This is a genomic window from Mammaliicoccus sp. G-M28 (assembly GCF_022386595.1).
In the GTDB taxonomy this organism is placed as follows: Bacteria; Bacillota; Bacilli; order Staphylococcales; family Staphylococcaceae; genus Mammaliicoccus; species Mammaliicoccus fleurettii.
On the sequence record NZ_JAJNIF010000012.1, the window covers coordinates 49135 to 70367 of the forward strand.

General features: G+C 31.4%; 25 protein-coding genes and 1 riboswitch. Of the genes, 6 read left to right on the top strand and 19 right to left on the bottom strand.

Translation table 11 applies throughout. From position 1 onward, the window contains the following. Positions 1-138: 138 nt before the first annotated feature. Both fdaB and LQ609_RS10385 read right to left on the bottom strand, forming a co-directional pair. Positions 139-996: a class IIb fructose-bisphosphate aldolase FdaB gene (gene fdaB / locus LQ609_RS10380; RefSeq protein WP_078358030.1), complete on the bottom strand. Its 858-nt coding sequence runs from the start codon at positions 994-996 to the stop codon at positions 139-141. 85 nt (positions 997-1081) lie between these two features. Continuing rightward, positions 1082-1435 carry a response regulator gene (locus tag LQ609_RS10385; protein WP_078358031.1) on the bottom strand — a complete coding sequence of 118 codons (354 nt, stop codon included), beginning with the start codon at positions 1433-1435 and terminating at the stop codon, positions 1082-1084. A 60-nt stretch (positions 1436-1495) separates the two neighbouring features. On the opposite strand from LQ609_RS10385, the gene LQ609_RS10390 reads away from it, so the two are divergent. Continuing rightward, positions 1496-2020: a DUF2529 family protein gene (locus LQ609_RS10390; RefSeq protein WP_107509021.1), complete on the top strand. Its 525-nt coding sequence runs from the start codon at positions 1496-1498 to the stop codon at positions 2018-2020. 57 nt (positions 2021-2077) lie between these two features. On the opposite strand, the gene LQ609_RS10395 is transcribed toward LQ609_RS10390, so the two are convergent. From LQ609_RS10395 to LQ609_RS10405, 3 genes are all read right to left on the bottom strand, one after another. Next, a complete protein-coding gene (locus LQ609_RS10395) occupies positions 2078-3679 on the bottom strand; it encodes a CTP synthase (RefSeq protein ID WP_078358033.1) in 1602 nt (533 codons plus the stop codon). A 144-nt stretch (positions 3680-3823) separates the two neighbouring features. After that, positions 3824-4348 carry a DNA-directed RNA polymerase subunit delta gene (gene rpoE / locus LQ609_RS10400; RefSeq protein ID WP_078358034.1) on the bottom strand — a complete coding sequence of 175 codons (525 nt, stop codon included), beginning with the start codon at positions 4346-4348 and terminating at the stop codon, positions 3824-3826. A gap of 103 nt (positions 4349-4451) precedes the next feature. After that, entirely contained in the window at positions 4452-5312 is an 861-nt protein-coding gene (locus tag LQ609_RS10405) for a GNAT family N-acetyltransferase (protein ID WP_170167669.1), read from the bottom strand. A 152-nt stretch (positions 5313-5464) separates the two neighbouring features. On the opposite strand from LQ609_RS10405, the gene LQ609_RS10410 reads away from it, so the two are divergent. Then, on the top strand, positions 5465-7069 hold the full coding sequence (locus LQ609_RS10410; protein WP_107509019.1) for a BCCT family transporter: 1605 nt from the start codon (positions 5465-5467) through the stop codon (positions 7067-7069). Positions 7070-7365: 296 nt separating this feature from the next. Here LQ609_RS10410 and LQ609_RS10415 read toward each other — a convergent pair whose 3' ends face one another. Genes LQ609_RS10415 through LQ609_RS10430 form a run of 4 tightly spaced genes read right to left on the bottom strand, consistent with a single transcriptional unit; the run spans position 7366 to position 10037 of the window. Continuing rightward, positions 7366-7902 carry a YqaA family protein gene (locus tag LQ609_RS10415; RefSeq protein WP_208143643.1) on the bottom strand — a complete coding sequence of 179 codons (537 nt, stop codon included), beginning with the start codon at positions 7900-7902 and terminating at the stop codon, positions 7366-7368. Then, positions 7896-8525, bottom strand: coding sequence for a lysophospholipid acyltransferase family protein (locus LQ609_RS10420; protein ID WP_078358038.1), 630 nt, complete (start codon positions 8523-8525; stop codon positions 7896-7898). The genes LQ609_RS10415 and LQ609_RS10420 overlap by 7 nt, the downstream gene beginning before the upstream one ends. Before the next feature lie 13 nt (positions 8526-8538). Next, positions 8539-9477: a phosphatidate cytidylyltransferase gene (locus LQ609_RS10425; RefSeq protein WP_078358039.1), complete on the bottom strand. Its 939-nt coding sequence runs from the start codon at positions 9475-9477 to the stop codon at positions 8539-8541. Then, positions 9477-10037 carry a CDP-alcohol phosphatidyltransferase family protein gene (locus LQ609_RS10430; RefSeq protein ID WP_239734705.1) on the bottom strand — a complete coding sequence of 187 codons (561 nt, stop codon included), beginning with the start codon at positions 10035-10037 and terminating at the stop codon, positions 9477-9479. Before LQ609_RS10430 ends, LQ609_RS10425 begins: the two co-directional genes overlap by 1 nt. A 192-nt stretch (positions 10038-10229) precedes the next feature. On the opposite strand from LQ609_RS10430, the gene coaW reads away from it, so the two are divergent. The 3 genes from coaW to LQ609_RS10445 are packed head-to-tail and all read left to right on the top strand — an operon-like array spanning position 10230 to position 12459. Then, positions 10230-11027, top strand: coding sequence for a type II pantothenate kinase (gene coaW / locus LQ609_RS10435; protein ID WP_208143642.1), 798 nt, complete (start codon positions 10230-10232; stop codon positions 11025-11027). A 19-nt stretch (positions 11028-11046) separates the two neighbouring features. Further along, positions 11047-11676 carry a pentapeptide repeat-containing protein gene (locus LQ609_RS10440; protein WP_239734706.1) on the top strand — a complete coding sequence of 210 codons (630 nt, stop codon included), beginning with the start codon at positions 11047-11049 and terminating at the stop codon, positions 11674-11676. Positions 11677-11685: 9 nt separating this feature from the next. Next, positions 11686-12459: a TrmB family transcriptional regulator gene (locus LQ609_RS10445; RefSeq protein ID WP_239734707.1), complete on the top strand. Its 774-nt coding sequence runs from the start codon at positions 11686-11688 to the stop codon at positions 12457-12459. 73 nt (positions 12460-12532) lie between these two features. Here the strand turns inward: LQ609_RS10445 and LQ609_RS10450 are convergent, their stop codons facing one another. The 10 genes from LQ609_RS10450 to LQ609_RS10495 all read right to left on the bottom strand — a co-directional run bounded on the left by LQ609_RS10450 (position 12533) and on the right by LQ609_RS10495 (position 20338). Further along, positions 12533-13066, bottom strand: coding sequence for a hypothetical protein (locus tag LQ609_RS10450; RefSeq protein WP_239734708.1), 534 nt, complete (start codon positions 13064-13066; stop codon positions 12533-12535). Continuing rightward, a complete protein-coding gene (locus LQ609_RS10455; RefSeq protein WP_239734709.1) occupies positions 13063-13683 on the bottom strand; it encodes an ATP-binding cassette domain-containing protein in 621 nt (206 codons plus the stop codon). The genes LQ609_RS10450 and LQ609_RS10455 overlap by 4 nt, the downstream gene beginning before the upstream one ends. Further along, the gene (locus tag LQ609_RS10460; protein WP_239734710.1) at positions 13680-14378 is read right to left on the bottom strand and encodes a hypothetical protein; all 699 of its coding nucleotides are present in this window, start codon (positions 14376-14378) and stop codon (positions 13680-13682) included. The genes LQ609_RS10455 and LQ609_RS10460 overlap by 4 nt, the downstream gene beginning before the upstream one ends. Continuing rightward, positions 14375-14953: a hypothetical protein gene (locus LQ609_RS10465; protein WP_239734711.1), complete on the bottom strand. Its 579-nt coding sequence runs from the start codon at positions 14951-14953 to the stop codon at positions 14375-14377. Before LQ609_RS10465 ends, LQ609_RS10460 begins: the two co-directional genes overlap by 4 nt. Positions 14954-15017: 64 nt before the next feature. Further along, positions 15018-15803 (bottom strand): hypothetical protein, encoded by a 786-nt coding sequence (locus tag LQ609_RS10470; RefSeq protein WP_239734712.1) that lies wholly within the window; start codon positions 15801-15803, stop codon positions 15018-15020. Between the two features lie 51 nt (positions 15804-15854). Beyond that, positions 15855-16286 carry a hypothetical protein gene (locus LQ609_RS10475; protein WP_239734713.1) on the bottom strand — a complete coding sequence of 144 codons (432 nt, stop codon included), beginning with the start codon at positions 16284-16286 and terminating at the stop codon, positions 15855-15857. 167 nt (positions 16287-16453) lie between these two features. Continuing rightward, positions 16454-17119, bottom strand: coding sequence for a DUF2750 domain-containing protein (locus tag LQ609_RS10480; protein WP_208143638.1), 666 nt, complete (start codon positions 17117-17119; stop codon positions 16454-16456). Positions 17120-17216: 97 nt separating this feature from the next. Continuing rightward, positions 17217-18410 carry an L-aspartate--L-methionine ligase LdmS gene (gene ldmS / locus LQ609_RS10485; protein WP_208143637.1) on the bottom strand — a complete coding sequence of 398 codons (1194 nt, stop codon included), beginning with the start codon at positions 18408-18410 and terminating at the stop codon, positions 17217-17219. Continuing rightward, positions 18407-19594: a M20 family metallopeptidase gene (locus LQ609_RS10490; protein ID WP_078358050.1), complete on the bottom strand. Its 1188-nt coding sequence runs from the start codon at positions 19592-19594 to the stop codon at positions 18407-18409. The genes ldmS and LQ609_RS10490 overlap by 4 nt, the downstream gene beginning before the upstream one ends. A gap of 59 nt (positions 19595-19653) precedes the next feature. Further along, positions 19654-19752: riboswitch (SAM riboswitch) on the bottom strand. A 43-nt stretch (positions 19753-19795) separates the two neighbouring features. Beyond that, entirely contained in the window at positions 19796-20338 is a 543-nt protein-coding gene (locus LQ609_RS10495; protein WP_078358051.1) for a GrpB family protein, read from the bottom strand. 136 nt (positions 20339-20474) lie between these two features. On the opposite strand from LQ609_RS10495, the gene LQ609_RS10500 reads away from it, so the two are divergent. After that, positions 20475-20942, top strand: coding sequence for an S-ribosylhomocysteine lyase (locus LQ609_RS10500; protein ID WP_078358052.1), 468 nt, complete (start codon positions 20475-20477; stop codon positions 20940-20942). Positions 20943-21233: the final 291 nt, after the last annotated feature.

The following is a 21233-nucleotide window of genomic DNA, read 5'->3' on the forward strand; positions in this document are numbered from 1 at the left end:
TTATAAGTACACCTGGGATTACGTGCATAAAATATGAAATAAAATGTAGATTAAAATCACTCTATACAATGAAAGGCTGGGACAAATTAATTTGTCCCAGCCTCATATTTTATTCTTAGTATTAAGAATTTAATTTAATTATGCTTGGTTAGAAGTACCAAATTCTTGGATTTTACCTTTAACTGTAGCTTTAATTGCTTCACGAGCAGGTCCTAAATATTTACGTGGATCGTAAACTTCACTGTCGTTATTTAACACTTCACGAACTGCTTTTACAGATGCAATTTGGTTTTCAGTGTTAACGTTGATTTTAGCTGTACCGAATGGAATAGCTTTTTTGATATCGTGAGTTGGGATACCAGTACCACCGTGTAATACTAATGGTAATCCAGTAGAAGCTCCGATTTCTTCCATTTCTTTAAATCCTAATTTTGGTTCACCTTTGTAAGGTCCGTGTACTGAACCTAATGCAGGTGCTAAAGTATCAATACCAGTTCTTTCAACAAGTTCTTGACATTCTTTAGGATCAGCATAGATTACGCCTTCTGCAACAACGTCATCTTCTTGTCCACCAACAGTTCCTAATTCTGCTTCCACAGAAACACCGTTAGCATGAGCGTATTCAACTACTTTAGAAGTAATTTCAATGTTTTCTTCGAATGAGTGATGAGAAGCATCAATCATTACTGAAGTAAATCCAGCATCAATCGCTTCTTTACATTTTTCGAAACTTGAACCGTGGTCAAGGTGAATTGCAACTGGAATTGTAATGTTGTAATCTTCCATTAAACCTTCAACGATTTTAACAACAGTTTTGAAACCACCGATGTAACGTCCAGCTCCTTCAGATACACCAAGAATAACTGGTGCATTTTCTTCTTGTGAAGCTTGAAGAATCGCTTGTGTGAATTCTAAGTTATTGATGTTGTATTGTCCAACAGCATAACCGTTTTCTTTCGCTTTAATTAACATTTCTTTCATTGAAACTAAAGGCATTGAGTTTCCTCCTATTGTGCAACGCACGTATTATTTACAAGATAATTATATCAAACTTTATTAACATATGCACCTTTTGAAACCCCTATCCTAAATGTTTTCTTACAATTTTCATAACTTCTTGAATTGTAAACGGCTTCATTAGCACTCCAGTAATATTTCCTTTATTTAAGATTTCTATCTCTGTGGATGATTGAAATGCTGAAATAATATAAACAGGTATTATTTTGTCCGTTTTTCTAATTTCTGTAAAAACTTCTTCACCAGAAATTCCAGGCATTCTTTTATCTATAAAGATAAGCTTATAAGAATTTTTATTAAATAATTCAATACCATCGCGACCATTTTTAGCAGTATCTACTTTAAAATGATTTAATTCCAATATTTCCTTTAATAATTGTCTAATATTCTTTTCATCATCTATAATAAGTACATCCATTGAAGATACCTCGCTTTTTCTATAAAATAAATTTAATTACGTTTATAAGGAGAATACACATTGCTTAAAATCTTTAATACCCAACTAAATGGTATATTCACTAAAATAGATGCTCAATTAGAAGAAATTGAAATTGCATCACAGTTACTCATGCAAGCGGCAAACGGCGAAGGTAAGATATTTATTAAAACTTTTGATGAAATCAACTATTTCAGTGAATTTATGACAAAAAGTACTGAAAGCCTACCGCATTCAATAACATTAGATTCATTAGAAGAAATCAATACGATTGATACAACAGATCGAGTCTTATTGGTTGGTTCATTTTTCACACCCGAACTGAATCAATGGATTAAAAAATTAAATGATGAAGATATCGATTTCGTAGTTATTTCAAATAAAGATAAAGAGCATAACACACATGAATCACTAATGCATTATATAGATTTATCTACACCTAGAGCGATTGTCCCAACTGCAGATTACAGCAAAATCATTACACCACATCTTATGGCTTTAAATTATATATATTATATCATGTATGCTGAAATGTATGAGATGAAGCAAGATTTAAATGAAGAATAATTTTCATCCATTATAAAAGCTCATCACGTAAAATGACGTGATGAGCTTTGTTATTATTTATTTATTTTTGATACTCGCTTCTACAAATCCTCTAAATAATTTTTGTGGACGTGTAGGTCTTGATAGAAATTCTGGATGGAATTGACAAGCTACAAACCATGGATGATTTTCTAGTTCTACTATTTCAACTAAACGACCATCTGGACTTGTTCCTGAGAATCTCATGCCTTCTGATTCTAATCTTTCTCTATATTCATTATTAAATTCATAACGGTGACGGTGTCTTTCATCTACTTCTACTTCACCGTAAACGTCATGTGCAATTGTACCTTCTTCAATTTTACATGGGTATACGCCTAATCTTAAAGTACCACCTAAGTCTTCAATATCTTTTTGTTCTGGTAATAAGTCAATAATTGGATAAGGTGTGTTTGGATTTAATTCTGCTGAATGAGCATCATGTAATCCAACTACATTTCTAGCAAATTCAACTGTTGCTAATTGCATACCTAAACAAATACCTAAATAAGGAATATTATTTTCACGGGCATATTGTATAGCTAAAATTTTACCTTCAACACCTCTATCACCAAAACCACCAGGTACTAAAATACCATTAACATCTGATAATTCTTGTTGATAGTTCTTGTCATTTAAGTGTTCAGAATTTATCCATTTTATTTCTATATCTGATTTAAAGTCATAACCAGCATGTTTCAATGCTTCTACTACTGATAGATAAGCATCTTGTAAGCTCACATATTTACCTACTAAACCAATTTTCACTGTTCCTTCTAAATTACGAACAGTATCTAATAGTTGGTTCCATTCAGTTAATTCCGCTTCTGCTGCAGCATCTAAAGATAATCTTTCAATAACAATATCATCCATATGCTGTTCTTGTAGTGCTAATGGTATTTGATACAATGTATCTGCATCACGACACTCGATAACAGCACGTTTGTTGATGTCACAGAATAATGCAATTTTATCTCTTAAGTCTTGCGTCATTTCATATTCTGTACGTACAACAATTAAATCAGGTTGAATACCTAAACCTCTTAACTCTTTAACACTATGTTGAGTTGGTTTAGTCTTCATCTCACCTGCTGCTTTAATATAAGGAAGAAGCGTACAATGGATGTACATAACATTTTCACGACCAAGATCACTCTTGATTTGTCTGATTGCTTCAATAAATGGAAGTGATTCAATATCACCAGTAGTACCACCAATTTCAGTAATAACTACATCAGCGTTAGTGCTTTCACCCGCCATCAATAATCTTGATTTAATTTCATTTGTAATATGTGGAATAACTTGAACTGTTCCACCTAAGAAATCTCCACGTCTTTCTTTCTTTAAAACGTGTGAATAAACTTTACCTGCTGTTACGTTAGAATATTTATTTAAATTTATATCAATAAATCTTTCATAATGACCTAAATCTAAATCTGTTTCAGCACCATCTTCAGTTACGAATACTTCGCCATGTTGATATGGACTCATAGTACCTGGATCTACATTCAAGTATGGGTCGAATTTTTGAATTGTTACATTTAATCCTCTATTTTTAAGTAATCTTCCTAGTGATGCTGCAGTGATACCTTTACCAAGAGACGAAACTACGCCACCTGTTACGAAAATGAACTTTGTCATGATTGTACCTCCATTTGATAATTAAAAAATAAAAAACGCTCCCACTTACATTATTTAAAATGTAAGGAGGGAGCGTTATATTTATACGTTGTCCTATTTAAAGGAGCCCAAATAAAATATTACCATCTTTTAAAGAAAAGTCAATTAAAATTCTTTTTCTTCTTCTTCCTCTTCTTCATCGTCTTCTTCATCTTCATCGACAACAAGACCTGCTTCGTCTAATTCATCCTCAACCTCTTCATCTTCTGGGTCTTCAGGATCATTTAGTCCTTCTTCATCATCTTGTACGATCGTAATGTCAAGGTCCTTCGTTTTGTCTTCTTCGCCTAATAATGAAATTTCTGAATCTGCTTCATCTTCTTCATCAAGTACGTTGAATTTTTGGATAGTAGGTGCGATTTTTTCTTCAATATCATCTACTGAATACCAATCACGTAAACCCCAAATATTCTCTCCAACACTTAAAAATCGTCCATCAGTATTTAAATCAGTATAAAATTGTAAAATACGATTTTCAATTTGTGAATCTTTATAATTACCTAATCTTTTGAATTCGTCTACCATGTCATATAGGTTTGTTTCTTTGCCGTTCTCTGTTAATAAAATATAAGCCATTTCGATAAATGAATGCTCATCTACCATCTCTTTAGTGAAATCTTTTAATTTCATCTTTACTCTTCCTTTCAACAATCGAACTATTGTCGCACATTAATATTTATAATCATAACAGTTTACGATTATAATTGACAAGCTGATTTTTAGCAAATGTTTGTTAATACTTAATATATTTCATAAGTTTGATATAGTCTTCTGATTTTTGTATTTCTACAAATCTTGCTTTCTCACATAAAGGCTTTAATTTGTTGTTTGAACCAAATAAAGTAATATGTATTTCTTTCTTATCTGCAAATCTTCTACGTACGAATGTGCTCAACTGTCTTAAAGCACTTTCTGCTATACCTTCTTTTCTTTCATTTTCTTCTACTTCTATACTTCGAATATCAAAGCTTTGTCCTTTATCTTCCAATACAATAATGCCCACTTTTTGTTTATCTTTCATTAAGTGAATATCTACAAACTCGTTATCTAAATTATCTTCATTTAATACTAGCTTTAATGATGATACATATTTAGAATCTAAATCTAAATAATATAAACGCTCTTTACCTAGAGGTCCTTCTTCTTTAGTTGCGGTATGCATAAAGCCTGCTCTTTCATATAAATTCCATGCAGCCTCATTTTCAGCATCTACTACTAAATATAAATGATCAAAATCAGGGAACACAAATTGTACATATTCCGGTAAATTCATCATAATCGTTGTTCCATATCCATTGCCTTGATACTTTTCATTAATTGATAAAGAACGAATATATACTACATTATCTGGTGTATCATAACCTTCATGTTGATAATATTTATGAAGGACAAAGAAACCAATAATTTCATTTTTCTCATTCACAACGATATTTGGCCTTCTATCAGGATCATTAATAGCACCATCTAACACTTCTTTTGGCAAAGAAGAATAGATTTGTTGACGCTCATTTAAACGAAAATCATATAGTGCCGTTCTCATACTTTCTTCAAAAGGTTTAATTTCAATATCACCGAATTGTTTTGCTTTCATTATTTAAATCCCCCCGTGTATTTATACATATCATACCGAACTTTATGTTCAATGCGCAATTAAGAACCTTATTATCTATTTATAAATTCTATGTTAATATCAATTTTATAAGGGTACTAAAATAAAGACTGCATTATTTATGAAGGGGGAAAATTATGAATCAGTCTGAAGAGCATCACGACAATAAGAATAATAAAACAACATTAGTTTTCTGGGTATCTATGTCTATTATAATATTGGTTACGCTAACTGCAGGCATATTTCCTAAAGGATTTGGCAAATATGCCAATGTTTTATACACATTTATATCAAATAGTACGGGATGGTTATTCTTAATAATTGTTTTTGTATTAGACATTTTCTTAATTGGCTTAGCAATTACAAGGTTTGGACGTTTTAAACTCGGAAGAGATGACGAAGAACCAGAATTTTCATTTATTTCTTGGATTGGTATGCTATTTTCAGCTGGCTTAGGTGTCGGTATCGTTTTCTGGGGTGTGGCAGAACCAATGACACACTATCTAAAATCACCTTTGCCAAATGAAGTAGATGGTAGTACTTTAGAATCTGCACGATTAGCTATGGGATACACATTCTTCCATTGGGGAATTTCACAATGGTCTATCTTTGCGATGGCTGGATTAATCGTAGCTTATTTCCAATTTAGAAAACGTAGAGATGGATTAATTTCCACAGCAATGGAACCCGTATTTGGTGAAGCTTACAAGAAACCTTACAGAAATATCATCGATGTACTTGCTATTGTAGCTACAGTAATGGGTATAGCGACATCAATTGGTCTCGGTATTTTACAAATCGGCGGCGGCCTTCATCATGTCTTTAATATTCCTAATAATAATTGGACTAAAATCATCATTACAGTAATTATGACTGTATTATTCCTTGGATCAGCTGCATCAGGTTTAAATAAAGGGGTTAAATGGCTAAGTAACGCAAATATCTTTATTTGTTTTGCATTACTATTATTCATTTTAGTATTAGGTCCGACACAATTTATATTTGAAACATTCACTCTCGCGATTGGTGATTACATTTCTAATTTCGTACAATATAGTTTACGATTAAACCCTTATGAAGGTGACAACTCATGGCTTCAACAATGGACAGTATTCTATTGGGCTTGGGTTATTGCTTGGTCACCATTTATTGGTGGTTTCGTAGCACGTGTTTCACGTGGTAGAACAATTCGTGAATTTGTTATTGGTGTACTAATTATTCCACCACTTATTTCATTTGCTTGGATTGCTACATTTGGTGGAACTGCAATATACTTAGTAATCAATAAAGGTGCAAGTATTGCCGAAGACGTTAAAGGAGATTATACAGTAGCCTTATTCTCCTTATTATCACACTTCCCGTTTTACGAAGCGACTAGTGTATTAGCAATAATATTAATCTTCTTATTCTTAGTTACAAGTGCAGACTCAACTACATTCATTCTATCAAGTATGTCTGATAGAGGATCAGTCACACCACCCTTTAAATATAAAATCGTTTGGGGTACACTGATTGGGGCAATCTCAGTATCAATGACATTAGCCGGTGGATTAGAAAGTTTACAAACCGCCTCCATAGTTGCTGGGTTACCATTTGCATTTATACTATTTCTCATGATGTTCTCAATTATGAAAGCATTAAGAAGAGAACCATCCGAACACTTTAAAATGACTTATATCAAAGATGACACAGATTTCTCTAAATCCTTAGAAGAACGTGAAGAAGAAGAAAATAAGAAATAGAACACAAAAAGCACTTCCCACCGTGGGAAGTGCTCAGACTGTCGACAAACTGTCTTGAATTTATCAAGACAGGTCCAACATGATAAATAGAGAGGCTGAATATTGCAAGACAAGGTCAACATGATAAATAGAGAGGCTGAATATTGCAAGACGAGGCTAACATGATAAATAGAGAGCCTGAATATTGCAAGACGAGGCTAACATGATAAATAGACGGGCTGAATATTGCAAGACGAGGTCAACATGATAAATAGAGAGGCTGAGCACTTCCCGTGGTGGGAAGTGCTTTTTATTTTTTAAAATGAATGAATTGAAAAATAAATAATATATACAATGATCCACACGATTAACCACATTGAAACTTTTAAATATTGATTTAAATTTTTAAAAATAATATGACTTAAAAAATAAGCAATGTAACTCGTTAAAATAAATCTCAATAATCTCGCAAAGAAACTAATGACCACGAAAGTAAAAAACGAAATCCCTTGTTGATAACTTAACATTGCATAAAGTTTGTAAGGAACACCAAATAAGGGTGCTTCTATCAATCCTAGAACGCCTTTGTCTTCTAAAGAAGTCATAACATGTTCGAACATATACTCGTGAATTCCTGGTATTTTAAGCATTACTGATTCCAAAAACGTTAAATGTTGAATAGAAATGATATAGACGATTACACCACCTATTACTGCTCCAGTAATCGCAATTATGTTTGCTAGTAATATTTTGAATTTACTTTTTTGTTTCATTGCATAATATGTTAATGCAACATCTGGTATGATAAAAAATATAATCGCTTCTAAAAATGCCCATGCAAAGATGATTACCATTCTTTAAAATCACCTTCATTTCTCAAATCATTCATACGGCTATTCAGTTCATCCATAAATTCTTTTCTATTTTTATTAAAAAGAAATGACTGACCCACAAAAATATCTACGAAGAATGGTACAAATAATTTTGATCCTTTAGGTAATGATTTTCCTAAACCATGTAAAAATAATGGCTGAATGGGTATATCAGGTCTTTCTCTCATTAAGTAATAAATACCAGACTTATACTTTGAAAGTTTTTCTGGTTCTCCTCTACTACCTTCAGGATATAAAATAATAATACTTCCTTCATCCAATGCTGTAACAATTGGTTCAAATAGCCCTTTTATATCCCGAGTCATTTTTCTTTCTATTGGAATAATCTGCATAATATTAATTGAAAACCATTTTAAAAGTTTATTCTTAAAAAAATAATCACCCGCTGCAACAGGTCGAGCTTTTTTAAATCCTTTTCCTTGGAATAACGACAGCAATACAAGTGTATCTAAATGTGAATTATGATTAGCGATAATCACTATTGGTCCTTCTTTAGGTAACCATTCTCTTCTGCGTATATTTAAGCCTAAAACGATTAGGATGATTGGTTTAATTATCATTGTAAATATAATGAGTCTTAACATATTAGTTCACTCCTTAAAAGTAAAAGAACCTTACAAAGTGGAAGAATAATGGCGCTGTGTAAGTCAGGGAATCAACTCTATCTAAAATACCACCATGACCTGGAATAGCTTGTGAAGTATCTTTAATATTTAAATCTCTTTTCAATGCTGATATATTCACGTCTCCAATAAATCCCATAATACTAATGTAAATTCCCGCTATAATCATTCCTAAAAGCGTAAATGGTGTTAAAAATGGTGCAATACATAATGATAAAATGGTAGTTGCTAAAATGCCGCCAACAAAACCTTCCCAAGTTTTATTAGGACTCACTTTAGGTACAATTTTGTGTTTACCAAATGCTTTACCAAATAAAAATTGGAACACATCATTAGCTTGCGTTAATATCACTAGAAATAGTACAAGACTCGCGCCAGGAACAGTACTTTTTTCACCTGGTAAGACAATTAAATAAGCTAGATGACTTAGGCTAAATACCATAAGCATTAATCCCCACTGAACGGATCCCATCGATTGTAGAAAACCTTTTGTCTCACCGATAAATATGGCTTGTATAGGGATAAATAAGAACATATATACTGGTATAAAAATAATGAACATGCCGTAAAAACCGAAATAAATAAATGTAAACTGAATTGGTATGGATAAATATGCCCAGAACAAGACAGCTCTATGACTACGATTTGTTGGAATAAGTGAAAAATATTCTTTCAAAGCTAGGAAACACAATAAAGCTAGAAATATCAAAGAAACTGTAGAATGAATGACTAGTGCTATCGTAAAAATGATGCACATGCCCCACCACGATTTAATACGCAATTTAATTTCAGTAAAATCTTTATCGGGATAACGTTTCGTTAAATAAGCACAAATCAAACTAGATAAGACTAATACAATAAATACGCCAATCATAACGACAATCATTTCGTTTGATATCTTCCCTAAATTCATTATTTTGCCTCCTCTAACCCCTTATTTATTCTATTGTAAATATTTACAATCATAAGTATTGAACAAATATAAAATACAAAATGTAAATACGGTATAACATTCAATTGAACAAATATTAAGAAGCTAATTAAACCGACTAAAAATGCTCTATCACTTTTCCCCATCGGTCCATCATACCTTCTTGAACTACCTATTACTTGAACGGTTACACCAGCCATTTCACTTATAATAGATAAAGCAATAAATAAAATAATCCCTACACCAAAATCATGAGCTATAAATAAGAATGGAATAAATAAACAAACATCACTTATTACATCCCCTAGTTCATTCAATAATAACCCTAACTTAGATTTCATATTATATTTTTTTGCCATAACACCATCAATTGCATTTAATGCCATCCTTACAAACATAACGATTGGCATTAAGATATAAATCCATTTATTATCATGAAACACACTTAATACAGCTCCAGTAACAATTGATAATAACAACGCCAAGATTGTAACTTGATTTGGTGTCATACCGATGTTCCTCATCCATTTTACTATTGGCATTAGTAATTTTTGAAATTTTGGTTTTATTTCGTATATGCTAATCAATAAAGAACACCCCATTATCTTTTGTTTCCATCTTATCATGTAACGATACATTTTCTACTAATTATTTTTTGTTTCGTTAATTTATCAATTACATTAATTTATAGTATAATAGCAATAATTTATTTCTTAATTTGAAGAGGTGTTTTTGTGAAGATTGGAATTGATGCGGGAGGTACACTTATTAAAGTTGTCACTGAAACGAACAATAAAAGAACATTTAAAAAATGGTTAACAACTCAAATAGACCAAGTAGCCGAATGGTTAAATCATATTGATAAGGCTGATATTTCTATCACTGGAGGAAAGGCTCAATATTTAGATTCGATAATTAAGCATAATGTAAAGCGTAGCATTGAATTTGAAGCTACTTATACAGGTATCCAAATTTTATTAAAAGAACATGATATTCATTTAGATACATATATATTTTCAAACGTAGGAACAGGAACTTCTATCCATTACGCAACAGCACAAAATCAAGAGCGTGCTGGCGGTACAGGAGCTGGTGGAGGCATGATACAAGGTTTAGGCTATTTACTTACCCAAATCAGTGATTATGAAGAATTAGTCCAAACTGCAATAAACGGAGATAGAGATAAAATAGATTTGAAAGTTAAACATATCTATAAAGGCGACAAAACACCTATTTCTGGAGATTTAACAGCAGCCAACTTCGGCCATGTATTACAAAACATCCATGATGATTTCCCAAATGCAGATCGATTAGCTGCCGTTATGGGAATTGTGGGTGAAACTGTTACAACAGTCTCGATTCATGCTGCAAAACAATTTAAAACTGAAAATGTTGTCTATATCGGGTCATCATTTGTAAACAATGACTTACTTCGAAATATAGTCGTAGATTATACAATTTTACGTGGTTTAAATCCTTACTTCATTGAAAACGGAGAATTCTCTGGAGCATTAGGTTCTATATATTGCTAAATAATAAGGAGGATCACTCATGAAAATGATCGAACCAAAGTTACAGAAAGAATTTGAGTTTACAGAAGATCAAGAATATACATTATTACAATCTTCTTACGATTTATACTTTAATAAAACAACAATTCATTTTGATGACGAAACAAGTCAAATAGATACAATTTATTTCAATCAATGCACATTTGAATCAGTTGATTTCACAAAAATTCATGCACTAGATATTGTATTTAAAGGATGCGATTTATCAAATTGTGTCTTTAATGATGCGTCTATAAATAGAGTTCAATTTTTAGACTGCCGTATGATTGGTGCCACCTTTTCAGACCTTAAACTGAAGCATGTACAATTTTCAAACTGCCAATTGAAAATGAGTCAATTTTTAAACTGTAACTTGGACCATGTATTATTCAATGATAATCAAATGGCAGAAACGTATATTTCATTTTGTAAGCAAAAATCAATAGAAATCGTGCGATGTTCCCTTGATTCGCTAGAAGTTGTAGAAACATCATTAAACAACGTTGATTTATCTACGAATGAAATAGAACAGCTTATTATACAGCCAACTGATTTAAAAGGCGCAACCGTTTCTGAATTTCAGGCATATGATATACTTCCGTTATTCGGAGTTAGTGTAACATCAAACTAGAAGGTGATTATGATGAATCAAATGATAACGATATTAAAGCGTTTTGGATTAAGTGAATATGGATCTAAAGCATACATTTCATTAGTACAAAACCCTGGAATAACAGCTTATAAATTAAGCGAAATATCCAATGTTCCAAGATCAAAAATTTATGAAGCGCTTAATAAACTCGAAGAACAAGGATTAGCATACTTTAACTTAAAAGATCAAAAAAAATATTACTATGCATTATCGCCCGAACAAACAATTCAATTATTTGAAAGAAAGCAAAACGAAGAGCTCATTCAGCTTGAAACAGAAATCAATAAATTAAATACAGTAACAGAAAATGCACAAATCCAAATAGAAGTACTTACGAATAAATCAACGATATTTGACAATGTTGAATATGCTATCCAAAAAGCTGAAAAACAAATGACCGTTTCAATATGGCCAGACATATATGAAATCATAACTAAAAATATCAATGAAAATATACATGTACAAGGCATTACCTTCCAAGTCGATCAACCAAAGTACGATTTAATCAATCATCGATATACAAATTACGTAAAAAGTTCATTAACACTAAAACCATTCGTCGTAATTGTAGATAATGAATATATGATATATGGGCAAACCGATGAAACAGATATGCGTGCATATATAAGTCGGGACCGCACCCAGATAAAAATGATGAAAGACTATATTTGGCATGACGTATTAGTAAATAAATATATAAGTAAATTTGAAGAAGATATAGAAGACGAAATAACCCTTAAGAGAAAAGCCTTTTTCTCTTAAGGGTTATTTTATGGGATAAATAATTTTACTACGTTGGGATGTAGTAACTACTTTAGTAGTCACTAATAATGTATCAAACTATTTTACCACCGTCAACTTTTATAGGTAAATATAATTTTTTTAATTTATGGACATTGCGATCAAGGTAAGAAAGTTCTAAATCATTGTCGCCATCAGGATCTAATGGCATATACCTAAATGTTACGCGTCCCTCATAAACATTATGCTTATCAAAATAAGATCGATCCGGCATAATTCTTTTGCCTTTTTTCAATTTAAATTCATCGGATTGTTGCAATATTTCATTATTAACACGTAAAAATAAGTTTGCATCAATATTATTATAATATTGATCTGGATAGTCTTTCTTTTTAACTATTTTGATATCTGCACTTACCATTATTTCTTTTTCCTTAATTTTATAACTTAAATTACTAAATTGCATCGTTCCGACAGATATATCATGCGATTGATTGAGTTTAATTTTCTCTTCCTTAAGTTCATAATCTTGAAATTCTGCGTTTACTTTATGATACTGGATGCACCCAAGTGTAACGAGAACTACAAATACGATAATAACAAATAATAGGATTACTTTATTCTTCATTCTAAAGCACCTGCTTCTATATGAACCACCTCATCAACAACTCTTTCTATGTCTTCAAATTGATGTGAAGCTATCAATATTGTACATCCTTGCTGTTTTAATATTTCAAGGATTTCAACAAGTTTCTCAATACTCTTTCTATCCAACGCATTGGTAGGTTCATCTAAAACAATTAACTCTGGGTCTCCCATTAACGTTTGAGCGATACCCACTTTCTGTTTCATACCTAATGAATATTTCCTTACTTTCCTTTTATCTTTATAATCAAGTCCAAGTTCTACTAAATATTTAATCATTACATTGATATCTGTTATGCCTTTTAATGCAGCTACTAATTTAAGATTTTTTAAAGCTGTAAATTCAGGTATGATGCTAGGTTTCTCAATAAACACGCCAACTTCAAGTGGATATTTTGCTCCAAATTTAAGCGGTTCATTATTAATAATGACTTGCCCATCAACTTTAATTAATCCTAAAATTGCTCTTAAAAGCATCGTCTTTCCAGACCCATTACGCCCTTTAAATCCATAGACTTTTCCACATTCAATTTCTAAATTTATATTATTCAACAATTGATTGCCTTGGTGTTCTTTTGAAACATTTACTAATTTAATCATTCTTCATCATCACCTCTTTGAAATTTCATGTGATGATCACGTCCTAATTCAATAAACAACAACATATTCACCACAACAATAGATAGCGCACAATACAATAAATTCGTGTAAGATACACCCTGTATTCTTGAAAGCAAAGATTCATTTAATATATTAATATCCAAATCAAACCTTGTTGTGGCAATTACCCACAATAACGATATCATAAAGCTTATATAAAATTTATAAGCTATGTAAGTCCAAATAAATACAATCATTAAGAAATAAATACTCACTATTAAATACGATAAATGTATAGCGTTAATCCTAAATTCGCCATCAATAAGAGAAATGATCAACCATAAACTTGTAATATAAACTACACTTAAAATAAACGGTATTATTAGAAGAATCATCCATTTTCCAGTAACATTTAATAGCATTTGCCACTCTACAATATAATATTGATAAATAACATGTATAAATCGATAAATGAACATCATGCCAAGTAACATAATCAATATATATAAACCAGGTATTCTATATAAATGCATACTCAATTCATTATCATTATTACCTCGAAAGATAAACTCCCATAAACTAACTCTTATATATGGTCTAAATAACATTAATACCAAAAGAAAAATTCCATTTATAATTATGAATATTTTCCATAAACTTTGAATGATGCCACCTGTAAATTTTAAAATATTCATGTCCTTATTTCCTTTTTATTAATAATCCACTCTACAACTAAATATAGAAATATTATGAGGAGCAATTGGTACATAGTCCATGACCAAGAAAGTGAAAATAATCTCTTTGAATCAATAATCAAATAGTTCCACTTTCCACCTTGCATTAATACAAAATCTATAAATACCATTAAATTTACAAACACTAATGAAATAGCACGATTCAAAAAACTTATATACAGAGTAAGAGCTATTAATGATATCGTAAAATTACCTGCTATCAACATACAAACTGTTACAAGAAATATCATATTGAATCGAACTTGAAAATTCAGCGCTATCATACTAGCAATCAACATTTCAATACTAACAAGTAATGAGATGACAACTGCATATAATAGGACCTCTATCTTTAAACACTTTCTAAATTCAATAAATACTTTATGAACAAACTCATCACGATAAAATACAATCGTCATAGTTGTTAAAATAGGTAACACAACATAAGTAAGCGTAAATTTGCTTAATAATAAATTTGTGAATTGAAAGTCATCAGAAGAAAAGTAACCAACACTTCCCTTCTGATATAAAATCATTAAAACAAAGAACACAATATTCCACAGTAGAAATTTTGTATTTATTAAGGAAATTAATCTGTATTTAATTAAGTTCATTTTTGTACATACCTCTTACATAGAAATATATTGAAAGGCCGATGAATAGTCCCAAAGTTAATAGAATCGGCAAAACTTCAAAATACATAAATTCTGTTCTTCCCATTAAGAAATATATTGGTGGTACGATAAAAGGTTCATAAGTCAAATTTGATAATATAATTAATAAAATTTGAAAGATAAATGGACCAATCATAGCTAAAATTCTTTTATTCGTATATAGAGAAAGTGTTATCGCAAACACATTCATAATAGCACCCCAAATACCCGTCAATGAAATATACAACAATATATATAGTAACGGCATTGTATAATATAAATGAACACTTAAAGTGTTCCAGCTAAATATACCAATTGGGTTATTAGTAATTCTTTCTGGCAAAATATCAGGTAGTATTAAAAATTCACCAACAAAATTTATTAATAGTGGAATTATTACTAGTAGTAAAGCAACAATACTTGAGTATAAAATCACTTGTAAATCTACGGACTTATTCTCATGATACATATAGGCATGATGTAATAAATGCTGTTTACGATCTTGTATAAAAATATCACTCACACCAATAGATACAGCTAGAGGCATCATTAATAGAAATACGGTTTGAAAGCCACTATACCCATCAAATAATAAAGATTGAGTATATGGTGTATTTTCTAACAACTTATTAATACCATAAGTTTGATAAGCGTCAAATAAATGTAATACTGCAATAATTATTAAAATGCTAAAAACTATATATAATTGCAACCTCATTATACGTAGTTTCATATAATTTAAAATTGTTACCACCTACTTCTCGTGTTTTTAAAAAGGAGTTAATTATCTACTATCTGGACTCCATACACCGTCTAGAAAACCGTTTGAATATGATTTAGCGTCAATTCTAACAGCAACACCTGGTCCATATCTCTCAACTGCTAAATTATATAGTTTTGTTATTTGACCTCGAGTAACCCAATATCTATGACCATTTGATACATCACGACCATCATATAAAGACGCCCAAATATACATTCCAGTTACTCTTCTAGAACGCTCTGTGACTCTGCCATAATTTCTATTATAGTATGCAGACTTGTTCAATTTTTTCCTAGCTGGCGTATGATCATATGGACTCCACATTCTAAACTCGTTATGCCAATATGTGTCTCCAGTATTTCCAGCTCCATCTGCAAATTTTTGACTCGATAATAATAGCAAGCATACTACTATAAAAATCCCCTTTTTCAACTCCACCACTTCCTGTTCCATTATTTTACATTTCGAAATGTTAGATATATTTTATATTAATGTAAACGCTTTTACAACGACGTTTAAATATATTTATTTTAAATTTTCACAACTTATTCAAGACATAAAAAAAGACTTTTGCTATTTAGCAAAAGTCTTTATAAATTACTATTTACTTGTTTATTTTTCTAACAAGGCATTGCTTTTAATACTGCTTTTGGATCTGTAATTGTACCGATCATACCTGATTTTAAGTTAATACCTAAAGCAATATCTTCTTGTTTTAAGTCTTCTAACCATTCTTCAAAGACACCTGTTTCTACTTCTATAACATCGTATTCTTCAAAATCATCACGACGTACTTTTTCAGCAAGTTTACGTGTGCTCCAAACTGTCATCATATTTGGTAAACTAGCGTCTTCTTCTTCTGAAACGATGATAAATTGTTTTTGTCCTTTAACTGTTAACCCGTATACATAAGTCTCATTACAAATATCTTCTGCAAATTCTTCAATTCGGATATCATCTAGTTCACTCATAATTTCTTCAATAAATGATATTGCTTCTAATTCTATTCCCTTGTTATTTTCATACTTATCTATGATGAACTTGTCCCCTTCATCTAGAATGTCATCCATTTCATATGTTACAAATCTATCTAAATCTAAGTCCATTATTTTATCATATAGAGTAATATTATTCTCTTCTAAATATGATTCAGCAAATTCTTTTTTCGACCAGATTAAACGAATATCTGTTGCTTCATCTCTTAGAATTTTGCGGTCGATTAAAACAACGTAAAATTTTTCCTTAGCTAATATTTGTTTGAACATAGACATATCCTGGATAGCCATTGTCATACCACCCTTTTCATTATATTTAATCCCAATAAAATATAGTATAGTTAAAAGGTATAAGTCAATAAAAATTACATTAAATGAAGAAAATTTTTTATTTGTTGGTGCTACTCAATTCTTCAAGAAATGATTGTTCTTGTTCTAAAGCTTTAGATTCAGTTTCTGCATGCCATATTCCTGCAAATCTCGATTTCACTGCATCTTTACCAAAATAGTCTCCATCATAGTAAGAAAGTGGATATAAGTATCCAGCTACAATGTATTTTTTGATAGTTTGTATGAAATGCGTGTTATCGCCTTTTGAGTGATAACTCAAAAACTTTTGATAAGCGTCATTCATTCGGTCTTTAAGTAATAGCATACTTGTCGATCCATTTTGTCTAAAGTTTAAATCAATCGCAAATACTTGCCCATCTTTATCGATTAATAAATCAAAACCTGATACACCTTTATACCCATATTCTACACCATTTTTCATTATTTCATACCCTGCATCAATTACCTTTTGAGGTACTTCGGTAGAATTAGTATTACCATTGTAAAATCCATATTCATCTGTAAGTTGTTTCACAGCGCCAATATATTGTATACCCGTTTTCTCACTATATACATATTGCACACAATAATTATCAACTTCTTCAATAAATTGCTCAATGATAATGCTTTTCGTATCACTAGCTTCTTTAATACGTGCTATCGCCTTATTTAAATCATCTTCATTGTAACATATCATCACACCGTATCCACCAGCAGTAGGCAACTCATCTCCTGGCTTAATCACAAGTGGCAGTTTCCAATGTTTTATTTTTTCGTCAAATTCATTACGCTCTACTATTTCACGCTTTGGTAAATATTTTCCACTTGTCCATTGCGCTATTTTAGCTTTGTTATTTAAATCGATAAATCTTGGTTTATACACTGCATAATCTTCACCTTTACATAACTGTTCACCATGTATGTATTGGAAGAAGATTTTCTTATTATCATGAGTTATTTGGTTAATTAAATGTTCGTAACTTTCTCTATCATTGAATGTATATAAATTTTTCGGAATTTCAACATTAACTAATTTTAGTAAATCTTGAACATTGTTGGTTAAACAAGCTTCATGTACAATCATAGGCATCTTGCTAATAATCATTTCTCTTGCTGTTAAAAAATTAGATTGATCTTCTTCAGCTTTTAACCAAGGATTATCCTCATATGATGGTCTTGAATTGTATACTATATAGTCTTCGTATAAATCTTGAAGTGTTAATGTTAGTGGTTTCCTGTACTCATTTTTCATAATAAGTTCTCCCTTAATGTTTGATGATGCTCGATAATTTCATTTCTAAGGGATACGTTCTCTATAAGTTCTAAACCCATTGAGGCTAATATTTTCGCACCACTTATCAATGCTTTATCACCTTTAGTACTTGCAGCTGCTTGGCAAAATTCTTTTGTATGACCGACTAAATTAGATGGTCCAATCTTTATATGGGGATGTATAGTCGGTACGATATGACTTACATTCCCCGTATCTGTTGAACCAAAACCAAAATCGTCATCAATAACTTCTTCACCAATTTCTTCGGCATGTCTTCTAAACAATTCATCTAGCGGATTGTTTATAACAAATTCATTCACACCATTTTGTATTGGTCGTAGTTCGTATGTTCCACCCGTTTGTATAGCTGCACCTTCAGCTATTTTACGCACTTTATCTGTAAGTTCATCTAAATGTTTACGAGATGTTGCGCGTGTATAGAAACGTGCATGTGTAAAGTCTGGAATAATATTCGCCGCTTCTCCACCATTTAAAATGACACCATGCACTTTGTCAGTTTTCTTAATTTGCTGTCTTAACATACTTACTCCATTAAAAAATGACAGCATAGCATCAAGCGCATTTACAGCTTCATAAGCATTTTCTGATGCGTGCGCGCTTTTACCGTAGAACTTAACATCAAATACATCAACAGCTAAAGAAGGAACCGTCACGTAAGTTTCATGGCCTGGATGTACCATTAAAGCAACATCTATATTGTCTATAATTCCCGCTTTTACATAACTTGCTTTAGCACTTCCATTAATGCCACCTTCTTCTGCAGGACAACCTAATACTACGACTTTTCCGCCAACTTGATCTACCACTTTTGACAAGCTGATACCTGCTAACACACTAGAAGTCCCAATAATGTTATGTCCACATGCATGTCCAAGCCCAGGTAATGCGTCATACTCAGCTAAATAAGCAATCGTCGGTCCTTCCTTCTTAGAATCGTATGTAGCAATGAAACCAGTTGGATGATTCGCAATATTCTTCTCTATTGTAAAGTGATGACTTTTCAATTGATCACTTAATAATCTAGACGCAAATATTTCTTCATTTCCTAATTCAGGACGCTCATGAATTTGATGACTCATTGATAAATATAAGTGCTTATTCTGTTCTATATAGTTTATAATATTTTGTGATAAATTACTCATTAACCATTCACCTTTCCAATATAAAGGCGCACTACTTTATAAGGAGTGCGCCAATCGATCATTTATCTTCCAGTAAAAACTGTAGGAATTGGCACCTTTCCATAATGGGAGGTTGCTGGACTTCATCGGGCCCATCCCTCAGTCACTCTTGATAATTCGTATGAAATTTGACTTTAATTCTAACTTTATCACTCGGATATGTCAATGATTTGTAGCAATATCATTTGCTTTTACATACCACTTCTCCGCTTTTTTCTCGAACTCTTTAATCATACTATCTTTACCTTTATAGTATTGTTCACTATCTGCAGGATAATCGATAACTAAATCATGTTTTAATCGGCTATACCTTTCTCTTTCTCCATTAAAAGTTCTTAAGTAATCTCTAAAGGATAATAGTCTTAAAATATGCGGACTTCCTTCATCATATATATGTAAATGGTGCGAAACTGCTCCGAAATCATCATATTTTTTAAAGTATCTATTGCCTATGACTCCACGTTCACCTTTAGACTCATATCCTAAAGCTGATAATTCATGTGTAAAAGAATCGATTGTGTTGCTATCTTTCACTACGATTAATATATCTATAATCGGCTTTGCAGATAATCCAGGAATAGCAGTTGATCCAATATGTTCTATGCTTATACTATGTTCTTTCAATAACGACTGTAAGTACTTTTTCTCTTCAAGAAAAAGATGTTGCCATATACTGTCGTAAGGGACTACTTCTAACCTCTTCATTTCATCACCTAATTTCAGAATAATTTATTATATTATCTTATAAAGTAACATATAAAGAAAGTAAAAGAAATCTGAATTGATTGTTTTTTCAAAATTTACTTGATATAATTATGCCGAAATCAAAGGAGGAATCTTCATGACAAAAATGAATGTCGAAAGTTTTAATTTAGATCATACAAAAGTAGATGCACCTTTTGTTAGACTTGCTGGAATTAAAGAAGGACAAAAAGGTGACGTTATTCATAAATATGATATTCGTTTCAAACAACCAAACAAAGAACATATGGAAATGCCTGCATTGCACTCATTAGAACATTTAATGGCTGAAAATATTAGAAACCATACTGATAAAGTGGTTGATGTAAGTCCAATGGGTTGCCAAACAGGTTTTTATGCTTCATTTATTAACCATGATGATTATGATGATGTATTATCTATCCTAGAAGCGACTTTAAAAGATGTTGAAAAGGCAACAGAAGTACCAGCATGTAATGAAGTACAATGTGGTTGGGCAGCAAGCCATTCATTAGAAGGCGCTCAACAATTAGCAACTGAATTTTTAGCTGAAAGAGAAAGCTGGAAAAATATCTTTAAAGAAGATTAATATATAAATTATAGAGGCTGAGACAAATTAATTCTCAGCCTCCATTTTGTAATCAAGTCTAGTTTTACTGTACTTCTTATCAGCAATTTTGCCTAGAACTGCTTTTAACGTACCCCTTATCAGCAATTTTACTTAGAATTGCTTTTAACGTACCTCTTATCAGCAATTTTACTTAGAATTGCTTTTAACGTACCTCTTATCGAATATGTCCATATAATTGTGTAATAAAATAAGAGCCATATATAGCTCACTTTAGTACAATGTAATCGACGAAGAAAAAATTGTAGAGGT

What these genes read in the sequence shown, in the direction of transcription:
- LQ609_RS10490 (WP_078358050.1), bottom strand. Translation starts at nt 19,594, where the DNA reads ATGAGTAATTTATCACAAAATATTATAAACTATATAGAACAGAATAAG.
- LQ609_RS10455 (WP_239734709.1), bottom strand. Translation starts at nt 13,683, where the DNA reads ATGATTAAATTAGTAAATGTTTCAAAAGAACACCAAGGCAATCAATTG.
- LQ609_RS10395 (WP_078358033.1), bottom strand. Translation starts at nt 3,679, where the DNA reads ATGACAAAGTTCATTTTCGTAACAGGTGGCGTAGTTTCGTCTCTTGGT.
- LQ609_RS10460 (WP_239734710.1), bottom strand. Translation starts at nt 14,378, where the DNA reads ATGAATATTTTAAAATTTACAGGTGGCATCATTCAAAGTTTATGGAAA.
- LQ609_RS10495 (WP_078358051.1), bottom strand. Translation starts at nt 20,338, where the DNA reads ATGAAGAGGTTAGAAGTAGTCCCTTACGACAGTATATGGCAACATCTT.
- LQ609_RS10410 (WP_107509019.1), top strand. Translation starts at nt 5,465, where the DNA reads ATGAATCAGTCTGAAGAGCATCACGACAATAAGAATAATAAAACAACA.
- LQ609_RS10430 (WP_239734705.1), bottom strand. Translation starts at nt 10,037, where the DNA reads ATGCCAATAGTAAAATGGATGAGGAACATCGGTATGACACCAAATCAA.
- LQ609_RS10450 (WP_239734708.1), bottom strand. Translation starts at nt 13,066, where the DNA reads ATGAAGAATAAAGTAATCCTATTATTTGTTATTATCGTATTTGTAGTT.
- LQ609_RS10500 (WP_078358052.1), top strand. Translation starts at nt 20,475, where the DNA reads ATGACAAAAATGAATGTCGAAAGTTTTAATTTAGATCATACAAAAGTA.
- LQ609_RS10385 (WP_078358031.1), bottom strand. Translation starts at nt 1,435, where the DNA reads ATGGATGTACTTATTATAGATGATGAAAAGAATATTAGACAATTATTA.
- LQ609_RS10470 (WP_239734712.1), bottom strand. Translation starts at nt 15,803, where the DNA reads ATGAAACTACGTATAATGAGGTTGCAATTATATATAGTTTTTAGCATT.
- fdaB (WP_078358030.1), bottom strand. Translation starts at nt 996, where the DNA reads ATGCCTTTAGTTTCAATGAAAGAAATGTTAATTAAAGCGAAAGAAAAC.
- LQ609_RS10465 (WP_239734711.1), bottom strand. Translation starts at nt 14,953, where the DNA reads ATGATTTTATATCAGAAGGGAAGTGTTGGTTACTTTTCTTCTGATGAC.
- ldmS (WP_208143637.1), bottom strand. Translation starts at nt 18,410, where the DNA reads ATGAAAAATGAGTACAGGAAACCACTAACATTAACACTTCAAGATTTA.
- LQ609_RS10425 (WP_078358039.1), bottom strand. Translation starts at nt 9,477, where the DNA reads ATGAATTTAGGGAAGATATCAAACGAAATGATTGTCGTTATGATTGGC.
- LQ609_RS10475 (WP_239734713.1), bottom strand. Translation starts at nt 16,286, where the DNA reads ATGGAACAGGAAGTGGTGGAGTTGAAAAAGGGGATTTTTATAGTAGTA.
- LQ609_RS10440 (WP_239734706.1), top strand. Translation starts at nt 11,047, where the DNA reads ATGAAAATGATCGAACCAAAGTTACAGAAAGAATTTGAGTTTACAGAA.
- LQ609_RS10480 (WP_208143638.1), bottom strand. Translation starts at nt 17,119, where the DNA reads ATGGCTATCCAGGATATGTCTATGTTCAAACAAATATTAGCTAAGGAA.
- LQ609_RS10420 (WP_078358038.1), bottom strand. Translation starts at nt 8,525, where the DNA reads ATGTTAAGACTCATTATATTTACAATGATAATTAAACCAATCATCCTA.
- LQ609_RS10445 (WP_239734707.1), top strand. Translation starts at nt 11,686, where the DNA reads ATGATGAATCAAATGATAACGATATTAAAGCGTTTTGGATTAAGTGAA.
- rpoE (WP_078358034.1), bottom strand. Translation starts at nt 4,348, where the DNA reads ATGAAATTAAAAGATTTCACTAAAGAGATGGTAGATGAGCATTCATTT.
- LQ609_RS10415 (WP_208143643.1), bottom strand. Translation starts at nt 7,902, where the DNA reads ATGGTAATCATCTTTGCATGGGCATTTTTAGAAGCGATTATATTTTTT.